Raw genomic sequence first — 16264 nt, forward strand, 5'->3', positions numbered from 1 at the left:
GTTGCCATCATACGTGATAACCATTTTTCATCAACTGGTTTTCAAAAAAGAGATATTTCTTTTTAAACCTTCAATTTTGGTGCGTTTAACCGCCGATTTTTTAAATACCTCAGAGAAAACCTCTGAGGTTATTTCTTCCCAATCTTTTTTATTGAGCTTCAATAAATCGGGATGTGGTTTAAACTCTTCAATTTGATTAGGGACAGAAAACCTGTTCCATGGGCAAACATCTTGGCAAACATCGCAACCGAACATCCAATTATCCATTTTTCCTTTGAATTCATCGGGGATCTGTTCTTTTAACTCTATGGTCAAATAAGAGATACATTTGCTCCCATCAACCACATAAGGTGCTACAATGGCTTCAGTAGGGCAGGCATCTATACATTTAGTGCAAGTTCCGCAATGGTCGTTTTCAAACGTATCATCGTAATCCAATTCTATATCCACGATCAACTCGGCAATAAAAAAGAAAGAGCCACTATCTTTAGAGATCAAATTGGTGTTTTTTCCCATCCAACCTAAACCGGCTTTTTTGGCCCAAGTTTTATCCAAAACGGGTGCAGAATCTACAAATGCTCTCCCATTTACTTCTCCGATATTTTCTGTTATAAAATAGAGCAAAGATTTCAGTTTATCTTTTATTACAAGATGATAATCTTTTCCGTAGGCGTATTTAGATATTTTTGGCGTATTTGGATCTTGCTGCTTTTCTTCCGTAAAATAATTTAGGGCAACAGAAATAACCGATTTGGCATCATCAACCAATAACCTTGGATCTAATCTTTTATCAAAATGGTTGTTCATATAATCCATTTTGCCATTATAATTGTTTTTTAACCAGTTTTCTAATTTGGGTGCTTCTTCTTCTAAAAAGGCTGCTTTAGCTATCCCACAAAACGAAAAACCCAAGCGTTTTGCTTCGGCTTTTATGGTTTTAGAATATTTGTTTTTAGAAATCAGCAATTTTGCGATAGATTAAAGGTCTTTAAACAGCTTTTGTATAGTGTCTGGGTAGGTCATCAAATAAGTGTTGATACCTAGATCTGCAGCGGTTTTCAAGTGCTGGGGGCTATCATCAATAAATAACGTTTCTTCTTTTATCAAATTATTTTCTTCTAAAACCTGTTCAAAAATTTCTTTGTTGGGTTTACGTTTACCTACCAAATGAGAATAATAAACCTTTTCAAAAAAACCTTCGTTACCCGATAAGTTAAACTCTGTTTTTAGGTATTTATTTATAAAATCGAGGTGGATTTCATTGATGTTGCTCAATAAAAAAGTACGGTATTTATCTTTTAACCTAAGAAGCAGATCATGGTTGCCTTCTTCAACGCCAATTAAAAGCGAGTTCCAGGTGCGATCAATCTGTTGGTCTGTTAAATCAGGTCTTTCACATATTTTTCTAACTCCGTCCCTAAACTCGTTGGCGTTAATTTTACCGGTTTCAAAATCGTTAAATATGGTATGGTGTTGTTTATGTGAAAAAAAACTTTCAACGTTATTGATCCCTAGGCTTTCGAAAGCTTTTTGCGTTCTTTCAAAGTCTATCTTAAATATTACGTTTCCGTAATCGAAAATGATGTTCTTGATTTTTTTATCTATTGTGGGCATAAAAATTTCGGCATAAAAAAAGCCATCCTATCAGGATGGCTTAAAGTGAATTTCAGTAAATTAGTTGGCTGCCGCAACTACCTCGCCTTTAATGTATAACATTTTTAAAGGTGTTTTAGAGTTAGAGGTAATTTTTACATACTTGTTAAACGGTGCCGCCACTGCTGCGTTGTAAGTAATTGTGATTGAACCAGATTCTCCTTTTTTAACAGGGGTACCTTGTTTTGGTTCTACACTTGGTACGGTACAGCCGCAAGTAGATTCTACAGATGTAATAATTAAAGGCTCGTCGCCAACGTTTGTGTATTTGAAAACAAAAGAAACCGGCTTACCTTGTGGTACATTGCCAAAATCATGCGTTTCCTCATTAAATTTAAACTCGGCAGTATTATCGCTCATAGAAGAAAGGGCTATAAAACCTATCAGCACAGAGCATATTAACAAAATCTTTTTCATGTCTTTTTAAATTTATTTATTCAAATATAGGTAATTCAACAACTGTTCCAAAAGAATTTTAAAGAATAACGCTTATTTTAAAGCTATCTTATATTTTACTAAATTTGGATTTTGAGCATCAGATTAAACATGATAGAGACCAAAGACATTTCCGGCACATTAAACCAGGTAGAGAACCTAACTTTTGATGATTTTAAAAAAGTTGTTATAAATGATTATGAAATAGCTTTTAAAAGTCGCCAGGCGAGTGTTTTGGGCAGAAGAGAGGTGCTAACGGGTAAAGCTAAGTTTGGTATTTTTGGAGACGGGAAAGAAGTTGCCCAACTGGCAATGGCCAAGGTTTTTAAAAATGGCGATTGGCGGGCCGGATATTACCGCGATCAAACTTTTATGTTTGCCACGGGAATGTCAACAATTAAAGAGCTTTTTGCCCAACTGTACGCAAACGCCGATGTGATAAAAGAGCCAGCATCTGCCGGCAGGCAAATGAACGCACATTTTGCAACCCGTTTTTTAAACGATGATGGGACTTGGAAAAACCAGGTCGAAAATAAAAATTGCTCTTCAGATATTTCTACCACGGCTGGGCAAATGGCAAGATTGGTAGGCTTGGCTTATGCTTCAAAGTTATACCGAAAAAATAGCGATTTAAAACAATTCGATAATTTTTCTATAAATGGTAACGAGGTAGCCTTTGGTACGATCGGGAACGCCTCAACTTCAGAAGGGGTGTTTTTTGAGGCCATAAATGCTGCCGGGGTTTTACAAATACCAATGGCCATTTCTGTTTGGGATGATGATTATGGTATCTCTGTCCCTGCTAAATATCAAACAACTAAAGAAGATATTTCTGAAATATTGAAGGGTTTTCAACGTGAAGAAGGGAAACCCGGTTTCGAGATTTTTAAAGTAAGAGGATGGGATTATCCCGCCCTTTGTGAAACTTATGAGAAAGCGATCAAGGTTTGTAGAGAAGAACACGTACCCGTTTTGATCCATGTTACAGAAGTTACCCAACCTTTGGGGCATTCTACTTCTGGCTCTCATGAAAGATATAAATCTAAGGAAAGATTAGATTGGGAAAAAGAGCATGATTGCCTCTCAAAAATGAAAGAATGGATGCTGGCGTCTGCTATTATTACTGAAGATGAGTTATCAGATCTAGAAAACGAAGCCAAGAAATCTGTAAAGTCCATTTTAAAAGAAGCCTGGGCAGATATGATGGCCGATATCAAAGTTGAAAAACAAGAAGCTTTAAACCTTTTAGATGCTTTGGGCAACGAGGTTGAAGAAGTGAAAAAGGTTTCGGTAATTCTAAAATCCGATATTGACCCATTAAGAAAAGAAATAATTTCTTCGGTTAGGAAGGCCTTAAGATTGGGCAGAAAAAATCAATCATCACAAAAAACCGACTTGATCAATTGGTATAAAACCCAACAAGGCAATAACAATGGGCGTTTTAACTCCAAATTATTTTCAGGCACAGAAAAATCTCCGCTAAATATTGATGCGATACAGGTTAGCTATCACCAAAATTCTAAAATGGTAGATGGAAGAGAGGTTTTAAACGCCTGTTTTGATGCTAATTTTGATAGAAACCCCTTATTAATTGCCTTTGGCGAAGATTTGGGTAGCATCGGCGATGTTAACCAAGGTTTTGCAGGTTTGCAGGCAAAATACGGCGAAAACAGAATTTCTGATACCGGCATCAGAGAAATGACCATCATAGGGCAAGGGATAGGATTGGCAATGCGTGGCTTTAGACCAATTGCAGAGATACAATATCTTGATTATGTGCTGTTTGCACTCAATATTTTAAGTGATGATTTAGCCAGTTTAAGTTATAGAACCAAAGCGGGGCAAATTGCACCCATGATTGTAAGAACAAGGGGGCATCGTTTAGAGGGGATTTGGCATGCAGGTTCTCCCATCGGGATATTATTAAATTCCCTAAAGGGTATTCATCTTTGCGTCCCTCGTAACATGACCCAAGCGGCTGGTATGTATAACACTTTATTAAGGGGAGATGAACCGGGTTTTGTGATAGAATGTTTAAATGCTTATCGTTTAAAAGAGAAAATGCCAGATAACCCAGGCGATTTTTGCGTTGCTTTAGGGAAGGTAGAGATTCTAAAAGAAGGAAGAGACATCACTTTAATATCTTATGGATCAACTTTGAAAATAGTTTCTGAGGCTGCCTTAGAATTAGAGAATTACGGAATTGATGCAGAAGTGATAGATGCGCAAACGTTGATGCCTTTTGATTTGGAAATGGATTGCGTAAAATCTTTACAGAAAACAAATAAATTACTGATCATAGATGAAGATGTGCCCGGGGGTGCTTCTGCTTTTATATTACAAGATATTTTAGAACGCCAAAACGGGTATTTTTATTTGGATGCAAAACCTCAAACTTTAACCGCCGCACCGCACAGGCCACCCTATGGATCGGATGGAGATTACTTTAGCAAGCCAAGTTTGGATGATGTGATAGAAAAAGTTTATGAGATGATGCAGAATGTAAACCCGGCTAAATATCCAAATATTTTTTGATAATGAAGCAGTTAGCTTTCTCAGAACAAAATGTCTCAAATATTAATCTAGAATATGCTAATTAAGCTTGATTTATTTTGTAATTTTTAAAAAAAAGCCCTATCATTGCAGCCGCAAATCGGTTTAGATTTCAGCACCTATAGCTCAGTTGGTTAGAGTAGAAGACTCATAATCTTTTGGTCCCTGGTTCGAGCCCAGGTGGGTGCACTTTTAAAACATCATTAAATTGATAAGGTCGCATAGCTCAGCTGGATAGAGCAACTGCCTTCTAAGCAGTAGGTCTCAGGTTCGAATCCTGATGTGATCACTAAAAGCCACCAATAGGGTGGCTTTTTTTGTATAATCGTACTTATATCTCAAACTTAAACCCTTAACAATTTCTTACCTTTGTATTTCATGATGCAACAACAAGAAGAAACAATAGTGGCGTTAGCTACCCCGAACGGAATTGGTGCTATCGGGGTGATCCGTTTATCTGGGCCAGATGCCCTAAAAATAATCAATCGGGTTTTTAAAGGTAAAAACTTGGAAGAACAAGATAGCCATACCATTCATTTTGGTACGATCAGAGATGCAGAGCATATCATTGATGAAGTTTTGGTTTCATTATTTATAGCCCCAAAATCTTACACCAAAGAAAACGTGGTAGAAATTAGCTGCCACGGCTCCAAATATATTATTGATAGGATCATTAAATTGTTGATGAAACAAGGCGCAAGGCTTGCCAAAGCAGGGGAGTTTACTTTAAGGGCTTTTTTAAATGGTGGATTGGATTTGTCTCAGGCAGAAGCTGTTGCAGATTTAATTTCATCTAATTCCAAAGCTTCTCATCAACTGGCCATGCAGCAAATGCGTGGCGGTTTTTCTAACGAGTTGAAATTATTGAGGGAGCAACTGATTCATTTTGCATCTATGATAGAGCTCGAATTGGATTTTGGTGAGGAAGATGTTGAATTTGCCAACCGTGATGACCTGAGACGATTAATCTTACGTCTCCAATCTAATACATCAAATCTAATAAGGTCTTTTGATTTAGGTAACGTAATTAAAAACGGTGTGCCAGTGGTAATTGCCGGGAAACCCAATGTGGGTAAATCTACCTTATTGAATGCCTTATTAAATGAAGAAAGGGCCATTGTTTCTGAAATCGCAGGGACCACAAGAGATACCATTGAAGATGAAATTAACATCAAAGGAATAACTTTTAGGTTTATTGATACCGCCGGAATTAGAAAAACACAAGACATCATCGAAGCAAAAGGAGTGGAGCGTACTTTTGAGAAGATCAAATCTTCAGCGGTGGTTATGTATCTTTACGACGCATCAGAAACCAATGAGGAAGAATTAAACCAGATACTTGAGGATTTAAAAGCAGTAAGCAATGAGCATAATAGTTCATTGATCGTAGTTGCTAATAAATCAGATCTTCATCCATTGAATTATAAAAAAGCAGGTGTTATAGAAATATCGGCGAAAGACAAATTAAATCTAGACAGCTTAGAAAATGCTTTGTTGGCAGCCGTAAACCTTAATTTGCTCAACTCTGACGAGATAATAGTTACCAATATTCGCCACTTAGAAGCGTTGCAAAAAACAAGGGAAGCTTTAGACAAGGTAATGTATGGGATAGATAATCCTGTAACTTCAGACTTTTTAGCTTTGGATATAAAACAAGCTTTACATTATTTGGGAGAGATTGTTGGTGTGGTTACCACAGATGATTTGTTGGATAATATTTTCAGTAAATTCTGCATCGGGAAGTAAAATAGCCCTTAAAACTTTTATTTTCTTCCCTAATGTTTTCTATGTAATTACGGATTTAATTGGGAAAGCCGCTACATATTTTTTTGTTTCTATTGTTACACCTATTGAAGAGATTTGTACTTGAACTCTATTTTTGTTTCAGCTGGTAATTCAGTTGCTGGTTTTTTGGGGTCAAAAGCCTTCTGTATAACAATAAATTTTTAGAACTGGTTTTGCTACTGAACGCCTCGTCTCTTACCGCTTGCTTGTTGTATTGCAAAACAAGGTTCGTTTTGTTTGCCAGAGAAATAATGAAAGTTGAGAGTGTCATCTAACTAACTGGTAAGTTCCTTTTTCATAGGCATAAATAATATCGTAGTGGTATAGATGGCTGATATTTTTTGAAGGAATTGGTAAGTTCAATCGGCATCGAAATATTACTCACGCCAGTAGTAGCCTAAGATATTTGAATATCACTTTGTTAATACCCCCAAATACCAGTGAGGGCTTCTTAGTTTGGGGTCTTAACAGCATTTATGGTAGGTTTATTTTTAATGTTTTGAGGTGGTGCTTCTTTTAATTCAACAGAATTTATAAATGCAAGTAATTCATTCTGGTATTTGTTGGTGTTGGTAATGAGTACGATGTTAACCATTTTACTATTCGCTGTTGCGGTTACCAATGTTACTAATCCTTTGATATGGCCATCGGTATAGTTTGCCTGCCCAATAATACAGGTCCAGCCATTTTCTATGTCCATATCAGAAATGGTGGGTGCTTCCAATACTTTTACCGTTCCTTGCACTAGCGATTTCCAACTGCTACTAAAATTATCGTTTGGTAATTTTGTACTGGCAACGGAACGAACAATTACTGCAGCTGCATAATTCCCTTTTCCATCATCTTTAGTAGAAAGTTGTACGCCATTTTCGGTTTCTATTTTATCCCAACCTCGGGGCATTTCATAATTTACCACATCAAAACTTTGCTTTTGGGCAAATAATCCCATGGCAAGGAATAAGATCATGATGAACAGCAGTAAATGTTTCATAATTGTATTTGTAGAAAGTTATAGGTGTTTCCATCCGGGTGGGTTATCTATTAACGATTCCAATTCCCGTTTGGAATAATAAAATTCAAAAGAGCCAACACCTGTGTTGGAATTATCACCATCTCTTACCGTTGGTCTGCCTGGGTTCAGTATCAATTTATTGCCATACGATGTGTCTTGCAGAACCTCAAAGGTATAAGTGGTTTTTTCTAAATTATAATCGGCATATTTTAAAAATTTACCCCATTCTTTAGTGCTTTTGGTTTTTCCCCAAAAACCGCTTTTCCCATTCTTAGGTGTAATAGTTAGTTGATTGCCGTTTACAGAATAAGTGCCGGTTTCATAAATAAACAAAATATTTGCTGTTTTTGTAAGCCATTGCTTATTCCTGAACAAATAAGTACCATCAGGATAGAATACATATTCTTTTCTCAAATAGCCTGCTGTGTATTGCGGCATACCATTAATATTATTGCCTGTTGCTTCCAAAACATAATAAGTCCACAGACCTACCAAAGAAAGAATGTTTACTTTATTTGCCGATGCAGCAGTTTTGCTGGGTGTGCTTGATGTAACCTTTGCCAGTTCTAATGAGTTAATAAATGCAAGCAACGCATTTTGATATTGTTGTGTGTTGGTCATCAAGACTACACTTACTGTTTGCCCGCCTCCGGTAGCGTTTAAAAGTGTAGCTACACCTTTATTATTTCCATCAGTATAGTTTGTCTTGCCTGATAAAATATCCCATCCATTTTCTGATAAAGGATTCTGCATTGCAGGGTCATCATCGACCTTGACAGTGGATTTTACAAGTCGTTGCCAGGCATTATTAAAATTTTCGCTTGTAGATAAATTACTTTCAGTTGCTTTTGTAATGATAGCGATTGCATAGCCTCCGGTTTTTTTATCGGTAACAGAAAATTGAATACCTCCAACATTTTCTACCTTTTGCCATTTTGCCGGAGCAGTGAAGGAAACAACCTCAAAGGTTCTTTTTTGGGCAATGATGCTCATTGAAAAAAAGAGCAATGTTACTAAAATGAGTGTATATTTCATACTGATGTATTTACATTGAAATCGTCAGAGTTTAAAGCCTGGGGGATTATCAATCAGCGTTTCCTTTCTTTGAACATAAACAAATCGATAGGGCGGATTATTCAGTTGACCTCCGTCTCGTTGGGTTGCCTTCTTTGAGTTAAGAATGATTGAATTGCTATAATTGGGATCTATTTTTATTTCGAGCATATACGTTGCCGTTTGGAGTTTGTAATTGCTCGCTTCTTGAAAAATACCCCATTTGTTTACATCGTTTGTTACTTTGTCTTTAAGCCACCATCCTGCTTCCCCTTTTTTAGGAGTAATGGTTAGCTGGTTCCCATTCATAACCCATGTTCCCGTCTCGTAAACAAAGTAGATGGTTTCTTTAACAGCCAGCCAGTTTTTTTCACTGAAAACGTAAGTGCCGTCATCATTAAATTGATACTCCTTGCGCATGTATCCGCCTGTGTACATCAAATGTCCGTTTATAAATCCGTTTGATTCTGCCTGGTTAACTATCCATATACCTACAATAGAATTATCATGGATAGCTGCAGGTAAACCGTCAACTTCAGCTTTGTTTTTTGTGTCGGAGCCCAGTTGAGCTTTTTCAGCATTTAGTACCATTGAAGAAAGCAATGCTTGGTAATCATTTAAAAAAGACTTATTGGTGGAGTTACATAATACTGATATAGAAACCTGACCATTAGAATAAACAGTTAATTGGGATGTTACTTTTGCTCCGTTATAACTCCAGGTTCCGCTACCGCTTATTACCATCCAGCCTTCTGTGGTTTTTGGGCTTGTTTTTTCTGGTAAAGAAATAGTTTTGTTTGCAGCAACCAATTCATTCCAATCCTTATCAAAATCTGCGGCAATATTACCAGAACTCGCCATGCTTTTGTAAATTACTATTTGGGCCCAAGTTCCTCCATCAATATTTGAATAAGAAATATTGCCTTTACCAGCTTTTTCAGTCCAGCCATTTGGTGCAGTATAAGTAACGATGTTATAAGTTTTTTGCTGGGCAAGTAAATTTATGGCGGTAGCAAAAAAGACAAACAAAATAAAAACTGATTTCATATTTTTTATTGATTAATTGTAAAACTAGTTTGGGTAGCAGTAAAAAAGTTTTATTAAAAACGAAGAAAAGGGAAGTATAGTCAGTTACATTTTTATTAGTTTTATGGATGGGGGCTTAGTTCCATCATCTAATTGTACTGTGTAAATCCCTTTGGATAGTTGGGATATATCTGCTACCAGTACACTTTGGTTTATAATTTTCTGGGCAAATACCTTTTTCCCTGTTGCATCAAAAATCGTCATCATTATAATTTTTTGATGGCCAGAATATTTTATGGTAATTGTATTTATCGCAGGGACAGGAAAAATACTGAATAAGGGATTGTTGTTTCTGAAACTTACTTTCACAATAGGGCTAAATGTGTAATGGCCGTCACGGTCAACCATTTTCAACCGATAATAATTAATATTATTTAGTGGAGTATTATCAACAAAATTATAGTGATGTATTGCATTATTGTTAATTGCCGATATACTGCCTATGTTTTGAAACAGAGCGCCACTATTACTGCGTTCAATTTCAAAATGCGAACAGTTGATTTCGGCTGTTGTTGTCCATTTTAATAATGCATAAAGCCCTTGATTGCCAGCTGTAAAAGAAAGCAGCTGCAGAGGCAAAGGGCCTGAAGCCCCCAGTAAATACTCTGTGCTTTGCCCGCTTAAGGTTAAGCTTTTGGCTGACGTGTTCAGGCTGGCGAACCCATTCGTCCAGGTGGTAACAGCATTGTCTGTGCGTTTATATAAGGCGAGTGTATTTTCGTTTGCAGCGGTTACGTAAGGGTTACCAGTATAATTATACACGGTGTTGTATTGTGGTGTGGAGCCGCCTGATTGAAAAACCCCAAAGTATTTATTAGGATTACCAAGAGTAATCACTCCATCCACGGTATTGGGTTGCTCCTCAACTCCGTAAACCTGGATGCCATCGGGATTGCCCGATGTGGATGTAACGGTAATACTTTCGCCATTTGAATTATTGATTGAAACCGATTTTACTGCATTCATGTAATCATGTGCTGCTGCATCTCCAACTGGCGCAGCACTTAATAACCTGGTGCCGTCATTCAAAAAAGCAATATTATTATTTTTTGAATCCACTAATGAAGTTCCTATTGTCTCATTAAAATGATAATAAGCCAGCAGGTTGCCATACAAACCATCGCTGCTGGTTGTTTTTTTGCACATGCGGTCCCTGATTTGGGTTTGCGATAGTGCCGTATCCCAAATCCTGAACTCATCGATCGTAGCATTAGCTGGAGAACCATTTGAACAGCAGGAATTACCCTTTCCAATACTCCAAGGACGAGCAGCCGTTTGTAGTGCTCCCCCGCTGGTTGGGATGCTTCCTGATAGTAGCATACCATCAATATATAAAACCATCTTACTGCCATCGTTTACCGCTGCAACATGGTGCCAGTTATTATCGTTTATTGCTTTAGTAGTTTGTAAAACCTGATCGCCGCAACTGCAGATACCACTCCAAACGCCAATTTGCCCATTGTTAAGGGTAATACCAAAATCACCATCAGGAGAACTCGGATTTACATTACCAACCAGCGTAGGGTTTTGCCAGTAAGTTGGATTAGAACCACTTTCTGTTGTTTTTACCCAAAAATCCACAGTAAAAACATTGGTGCCATCCAGTAATGAAGGCAGTTGGGCATAATATTGACTAGCCGTTCCATTAAATTGTATAGCACTGCCGCTACCCGGATTATTATATGTTATACCTGCGCTATAATCGCTGGCAATTTGTTGAGCCGAAAGAGCAGCATCATAAATTTTTATATCGTCTAATTCTCCATCCATAGGAAAACTGAGACCGTTGTTTTCAAGTGCTGCGCCGATATACATTTTACTATTATCGTAACCAATAGTATTGCTGAGGGTATTGGTTGATCTAAGTACGCCGTCAACATATAGTTTGTGCAATTTGCTGTTGTTGTCGAAAGTAAATACAATATAATGCCAATCGCCTATGTAAGCAGGAGCCGTAATTTGTGAACCTGTTGCAGATCCGGGGTCGTTAAATATCCAGGATGAATAAAGATCTCCTCCGTTGGTAATAACACCCAAGTGCCAACTATCAGATGCGCCTGTGCCTAAGGGTTTATCCACTATCGTTTTTATAATCGCGTTAATCCCTATTTCCTTTACCCATGCTGAAATGGTAATACTGGGCAAATGCAGCAAAGCATTGTCATCTACTTCAATACGGTTTGCTAAGTTGCCAGAAATGGCAATAGCACTATTGGCATTCCCAAACCTGTCTGTAACAAAGGCAGGTGTGCCGATGATGGTGCCGTTAAGATTATTGCCGCTGATATCATTGGCATTGCCATTTAAAGGATAACTGGCTATGAGATTTTGCGAAAAAGCTTTGTTGTTTACGCATGACAAAGAAATCAAAATTAGGATACCGTGTAGAATTTGTTTTTTCATGACAAGAAATTTTTCGGTTATAAACAGACGATAAAAGTATGCAGAGAGAGCGAGGCTTTCTATCATTAAAAAGAATGATTTTTAAAAGCTATTCAAATAGTTTTTTCAAGGCATCAAAATCGAAATTCTTTGTAAAGTTGTTTAATATTCTAAGGGAGGATGGCATCGTAACATAGCGAAAAGCAATGGTTGCCAGTTGCGGCTTTGCTGAAACTGATGTTGTTTTAAAATAGGCAGGGTTATATTTATAGAGCGTTTCGCTTTTATTATCGTTGTCATAAAATTTCCAAAACCGGTTGTAGTTGGTTCTTTCTTTCAATTTGGCCTTATAGTTTTGAGAAGCATCTTCCATACGATTTATGAGTGCAGGTGCAGCCAGCCATTCTTCATTGCGTTCGCCTAAAACTTTTTTTACCACTGCAATTTTATCGGCCACATCGGCCTCCCAGTTTCCATAATTCCGTTCAATGCTTTTGTCATGATTTGAGGTTAATTCTGCAATCAATTTCAGGAAGTATAGTTTTTCCCTGTCGTAGTATTCTAACAGGCTTTGCAGGTATTCTTTCCTGCTTACCGGCACTACAACAGGAATATCTTTTTTCTTTATAAACCAGTAGCGGTAAATGTAATTATTGCGGTTGTTGGGCTTGATGTCTTTTTCCGGCACATCCTGAAAATAATTTTCGCCAGAATTTATTGCATCAATCAGTGAGTTGCTGTTGCATGAAAAATAGGTGAACAGGCTTATGAGTTGTGCATTTACATCAGCGGGTTTATGATTTTTCCAATCCATGTATTGCAAACCAAAATCATAATCGCCCATGCTACTGCCAAAAGGGTTGTTGATAAATCGGCTAAGCGTATTTACGGGTATTGCGTTTACATATATCCGTAATACAGAACTATACTCACTGTTTCTCACGGGTTTGCCTTTTGCACAAAATAATTCATACAGGGCCGCTTGAAATGTATATTTGCCTAGTTTGGTATTACCAGCATATCCATAGCCTTCTGTATCGTAAATATTTTCCCAATTACCACCAGTAAGGGTAAAACCATTGTGGCTTTGTTGTTCTATTTTTTCAATTTGCCCCAATTTTTGCTTTGCCATGGCTTTATCTGCCGCTGTTGCCAGTTTATTAAAATATTCTGCTCTTACGGCAGGCCAGGGATATTGAGCCGCAGTTAAGTATTTGCCGGGTATTGCATCTAACTCTGCATTTGTTTTGCAATCTTGTGCATAACCATATTGTACCCATAATAGCGCAGCCATTATTTGGAAAAGAATTGTTTTTTTCATTTTGTAATAAATAAAAATTGAATTTTTTAAATCGTTATTCTATTAAAAACTTATTTACCAAAGCCGCTTATGGCTCCCGTCATATTTCCTGAAATCAAACTCATGCGCCCTGAGACGGTTATGTTAACACTTGGGTCATTTACTACACCCGAAGGGTCACTTACGGTATTGGAACCCGCCTTTACGGATGCTCCTCCGGTAGCATACACATCTTCTATTCCCCGGCTGCTGAACTCCATGCCCATTCCTGCCTTAACGGAAGCGCCTACCTGCAAAGGGCCCTTACCCGCAGAAACCGATTTATCAATTACCGTAGCCTCTAAAGTACCTTTTACAAAACGGTCTTTCCCTGTATTATCAGATTTGAAATCGAAATTGCCATTTAACTTTCCGGCATCAAATTCCACATGCATCTTGCCACATGCTATTACCTGTTTGTACACAATAAAATCAAGTGTGGAGTTGAATGCACAATGCATATCATCAAAGTCTGCCAGTTTATAGCTGGAGGTTTTCTTTTGCTGTGGGGTGCAGTTGCCATATTTGTTGGTTGAGATATAACGGGTGTTACCCAATGCGGTCAGCCATTCCTTCTTAGCTGCAATTTTTGTGGCTTCAAATGTGGGTGCATCCTCCATAAATTGCTTCCAGTATAATTCTTCAGAAATTTTTAAATAAAACTGGTGCAAGTAGTTCTTGTAAGCTTCTTCTAATTGTTTGTTGTAGGTGGCATACATCCATTCGCTGTATTTTTCCTGGACAACGCAATTATCATAACCCATATTTTCTCCTTTTTTGGCCAGTTCGGTTTCTTGAGTTGCCATGATACTGCTTTGCTTTTCTATCTTTTTTCTTTGTGCGTCATCCTTTGCCTGAAAATCTTTACGAAGTGAATCAATTGTTGCTATTGTTTTTTTAAGACGATAGCCTGCGCCTCCGTCTTTATCCATTTCCTCCAGGTTTTTTTCAGCAACTGTTCTGTACATATTTTCAGAAGAAACCATACCTGATTTCATTCCGTTAATTTCTTTTGCTGTCTTATTATTAAACTTTTTATATGCCTGTTCAGCATTTTTTGCAGCCGCCTGCTGGTACGGCAGCAGGTCTTTCGCCAACTGCATGCTCTTTTCGTTTATTTGTTTTTGAAAAGCATCCCAGTCTGCACTTAACCGTAATTCGTCTGTATAAGATGCAGGTACATCCGGCCTTTTAAAATTTTGTAATCCCAAAGGATTGGGGTCAGGCCGAAATGGAATACGCATATCACTTCCTTTAATTTTATATCCCAGTTTTCGCAGCATATTTATTTTATCAGGAGAGAAGCTATATGCCAGCGAGTTTTTCATTTTCTCTATTGCCTTTGCTGTGTTGCCTTTTTGTTGCTGAATCAGGCATTGTGTATAGTTGGCCTGCGGGTGATAAGCAAACGCTTTTACTACTTTATCCAATTGAGCATTGGCTTTATCTGTTTCGCCCAGGTAAAACCATGCCTGTCCCAGGTTATTGAGGATGGTAGTATTATCAGGATATAACTTACTTAGGTATTCCAGCAGCGGTATAGCCTTGTGGGGTGCACCACCCATACTTAGAATGGCTGCAAAGTTGCTCAGCAAATCTGCATCTGCCACATTATCTGTACAAGCTTTACCTGTCATATATGTTGCAATGGCAGGATATCCCATACTCCAAAATCCAATGGCTTCATTGCCTATCATTTGCGCATCGCACTTATTATTTTTAAAATAATTATAGGCATGTTCTCCGTTAAACCGGGCATCATCCGCCAGCCCTTTTTGAATATAATCATTTAGCGATTTTATGTAGGATGGTAGCGTTGCCGCTGTTAGTGTTATTTTTGGAATAGCAGCGATGAGTGTTGCATTTTTTGAGGGCACACTAAAAGCATCTCCTCCTACAGCCGTTTTTACATCAGCATCGGTAATTCCGGTTGGTAGGGATGGAGCCGTAGTTGACATACCCATTTGCTCCATCATCTTCTTTTGTTCGGGAGTGAGTTTATCTAATTGCTGCTGTGCCTGTTTTATTTTATCTTGTATTTCTTTTGTGGTAGTCGGATTTTTTTGCTGAGCAGATACAATTGTTCCCATGAGTACTGCAAACACCATTGTACAAAAAAGTTTCATAATAAAATTTTTGAGTTAGTTGTATATTTTCAATTTATCATTTTCCTCAAAGCCATTAAATCAGGATTTTCAGGATTTGCCAAGGTCTCCCTGCCAGTAAGGAGAAAAAAGGATAATTTCTTTCCGGTTTTTTTAATGTTCATTACTTTATAATTACTACGGGTTTATTTCCATCTTCATCCATGATTGTGCACTATTACCTGCTGCATATCCATTCAATACCTGAAAATTATATGAACCGTTCAATTTTTTTGTGCTGTCATCATACACAAGATTACCGGTGAGTATTGCGGTGGTATCTTGTTTTATAATAATGGTTATTTTATTGCCACTTACAGTATAGGTCCCGTTTAATAATTGGTTGCCACCTAAATTCATGATGGAACTGCTGCAACTCACTGTTCCGTTACCATGAAATGTAAAATCCGGGGCAGATATTTCACCCTTCCACATAGCGCTTTCAAACCAACGGGCGGCTTTCCATTTATAAAAAACCAAATTTTCATTTACCGTAACAGGCAATGCCCTATTAATTAGGGGAGCTGCGGTAACCGGCTTTTTATAACTGCTATTCGTATTTGCCTTTGCAGTTTGCGTTTGTTTTACCATCGGGGTGGCTAAAGGCCTGGTTTGTGCGTTTAACAACCCGGAAGAGCAAATGCCAATAGCCAGGATAAATCGTTTTTTCATTTATAAAATTTTCGTGTTGTAAAAATAGATGTATGCAAACAGGCCCGCAATCATTAAAAAAGATGATTTTATTCTTTATCTCAAAAAATCATTAAAAAGAATGAGAGAAAAGAAATAGCTTTATTATTTATTTTGTAATGGATAAAACGG

At 37.6% G+C, this 16264-nt stretch carries 13 protein-coding genes and 2 tRNA genes; 5 read left to right on the top strand and 10 right to left on the bottom strand.

The annotated features are described in order from the left end of the window. Positions 1-30 precede the first annotated feature (30 nt). The 3 genes from queG to I5M32_RS10870 are packed head-to-tail and all read right to left on the bottom strand — an operon-like array spanning position 31 to position 2070. The gene (queG, locus tag I5M32_RS10860) at positions 31-966 is read right to left on the bottom strand and encodes a tRNA epoxyqueuosine(34) reductase QueG (protein ID WP_200586265.1); all 936 of its coding nucleotides are present in this window, start codon (positions 964-966) and stop codon (positions 31-33) included. Positions 967-978: 12 nt separating this feature from the next. Continuing rightward, the gene (locus I5M32_RS10865; RefSeq protein ID WP_200586266.1) at positions 979-1614 is read right to left on the bottom strand and encodes an HAD family hydrolase; all 636 of its coding nucleotides are present in this window, start codon (positions 1612-1614) and stop codon (positions 979-981) included. A 60-nt stretch (positions 1615-1674) separates the two neighbouring features. Continuing rightward, positions 1675-2070: a DUF1573 domain-containing protein gene (locus I5M32_RS10870; protein WP_200586267.1), complete on the bottom strand. Its 396-nt coding sequence runs from the start codon at positions 2068-2070 to the stop codon at positions 1675-1677. A gap of 129 nt (positions 2071-2199) precedes the next feature. Here I5M32_RS10870 and I5M32_RS10875 point away from each other — a divergent pair, with 129 nt between their 5' ends. The 5 genes from I5M32_RS10875 to I5M32_RS17015 all read left to right on the top strand — a co-directional run bounded on the left by I5M32_RS10875 (position 2200) and on the right by I5M32_RS17015 (position 6511). Then, positions 2200-4623: an alpha-ketoacid dehydrogenase subunit alpha/beta gene (locus I5M32_RS10875; protein WP_200586375.1), complete on the top strand. Its 2424-nt coding sequence runs from the start codon at positions 2200-2202 to the stop codon at positions 4621-4623. A 133-nt stretch (positions 4624-4756) separates the two neighbouring features. Then, positions 4757-4830: transfer RNA gene (locus I5M32_RS10880), tRNA-Ile, on the top strand. A 26-nt stretch (positions 4831-4856) separates the two neighbouring features. After that, positions 4857-4930: transfer RNA gene (locus tag I5M32_RS10885), tRNA-Arg, on the top strand. A gap of 89 nt (positions 4931-5019) precedes the next feature. Further along, positions 5020-6387, top strand: a complete 1368-nt coding sequence (mnmE, locus tag I5M32_RS10890) for a tRNA uridine-5-carboxymethylaminomethyl(34) synthesis GTPase MnmE (RefSeq protein WP_200586268.1) — start codon at positions 5020-5022, stop codon at positions 6385-6387. After that, positions 6341-6511 carry a hypothetical protein gene (locus I5M32_RS17015; protein ID WP_394370320.1) on the top strand — a complete coding sequence of 57 codons (171 nt, stop codon included), beginning with the start codon at positions 6341-6343 and terminating at the stop codon, positions 6509-6511. Before mnmE ends, I5M32_RS17015 begins: the two co-directional genes overlap by 47 nt. A 366-nt stretch (positions 6512-6877) precedes the next feature. Here the strand turns inward: I5M32_RS17015 and I5M32_RS10895 are convergent, their stop codons facing one another. The 7 genes from I5M32_RS10895 to I5M32_RS10925 form a co-directional block, all read right to left on the bottom strand. Continuing rightward, entirely contained in the window at positions 6878-7417 is a 540-nt protein-coding gene (locus tag I5M32_RS10895) for a hypothetical protein (RefSeq protein ID WP_200586269.1), read from the bottom strand. A gap of 18 nt (positions 7418-7435) precedes the next feature. Beyond that, positions 7436-8473, bottom strand: a complete 1038-nt coding sequence (locus I5M32_RS10900; RefSeq protein WP_200586270.1) for a hypothetical protein — start codon at positions 8471-8473, stop codon at positions 7436-7438. Positions 8474-8497: 24 nt separating this feature from the next. After that, the gene (locus I5M32_RS10905) at positions 8498-9538 is read right to left on the bottom strand and encodes a hypothetical protein (RefSeq protein ID WP_200586271.1); all 1041 of its coding nucleotides are present in this window, start codon (positions 9536-9538) and stop codon (positions 8498-8500) included. 84 nt (positions 9539-9622) lie between these two features. Continuing rightward, the gene (locus I5M32_RS10910; protein WP_200586272.1) at positions 9623-11980 is read right to left on the bottom strand and encodes a LamG-like jellyroll fold domain-containing protein; all 2358 of its coding nucleotides are present in this window, start codon (positions 11978-11980) and stop codon (positions 9623-9625) included. 88 nt (positions 11981-12068) lie between these two features. Beyond that, positions 12069-13280, bottom strand: coding sequence for a hypothetical protein (locus I5M32_RS10915; protein WP_200586273.1), 1212 nt, complete (start codon positions 13278-13280; stop codon positions 12069-12071). 50 nt (positions 13281-13330) lie between these two features. Then, positions 13331-15388, bottom strand: coding sequence for a tetratricopeptide repeat protein (locus tag I5M32_RS10920; protein ID WP_200586274.1), 2058 nt, complete (start codon positions 15386-15388; stop codon positions 13331-13333). 192 nt (positions 15389-15580) lie between these two features. Continuing rightward, on the bottom strand, positions 15581-16114 hold the full coding sequence (locus I5M32_RS10925) for a hypothetical protein (RefSeq protein WP_200586275.1): 534 nt from the start codon (positions 16112-16114) through the stop codon (positions 15581-15583). Positions 16115-16264 lie beyond the last annotated feature (150 nt).

The organism is Pedobacter segetis (assembly GCF_016623585.1).
GTDB lineage: Bacteria > Bacteroidota > Bacteroidia > Sphingobacteriales > Sphingobacteriaceae > Pseudopedobacter > Pseudopedobacter segetis.

Coding starts and splice junctions, on each gene's coding strand:
- I5M32_RS10865 (WP_200586266.1), bottom strand. CDS start 1,614: ATGCCCACAATAGATAAAAAAATCAAGAACATCATTTTCGATTACGGA.
- I5M32_RS10870 (WP_200586267.1), bottom strand. CDS start 2,070: ATGAAAAAGATTTTGTTAATATGCTCTGTGCTGATAGGTTTTATAGCC.
- I5M32_RS10875 (WP_200586375.1), top strand. CDS start 2,200: ATGATAGAGACCAAAGACATTTCCGGCACATTAAACCAGGTAGAGAAC.
- mnmE (WP_200586268.1), top strand. CDS start 5,020: ATGATGCAACAACAAGAAGAAACAATAGTGGCGTTAGCTACCCCGAAC.
- I5M32_RS17015 (WP_394370320.1), top strand. CDS start 6,341: ATGATTTGTTGGATAATATTTTCAGTAAATTCTGCATCGGGAAGTAAA.
- I5M32_RS10895 (WP_200586269.1), bottom strand. CDS start 7,417: ATGAAACATTTACTGCTGTTCATCATGATCTTATTCCTTGCCATGGGA.
- I5M32_RS10900 (WP_200586270.1), bottom strand. CDS start 8,473: ATGAAATATACACTCATTTTAGTAACATTGCTCTTTTTTTCAATGAGC.
- I5M32_RS10905 (WP_200586271.1), bottom strand. CDS start 9,538: ATGAAATCAGTTTTTATTTTGTTTGTCTTTTTTGCTACCGCCATAAAT.
- I5M32_RS10910 (WP_200586272.1), bottom strand. CDS start 11,980: ATGAAAAAACAAATTCTACACGGTATCCTAATTTTGATTTCTTTGTCA.
- I5M32_RS10915 (WP_200586273.1), bottom strand. CDS start 13,280: ATGAAAAAAACAATTCTTTTCCAAATAATGGCTGCGCTATTATGGGTA.
- I5M32_RS10920 (WP_200586274.1), bottom strand. CDS start 15,388: ATGGGAACAATTGTATCTGCTCAGCAAAAAAATCCGACTACCACAAAA.
- I5M32_RS10925 (WP_200586275.1), bottom strand. CDS start 16,114: ATGAAAAAACGATTTATCCTGGCTATTGGCATTTGCTCTTCCGGGTTG.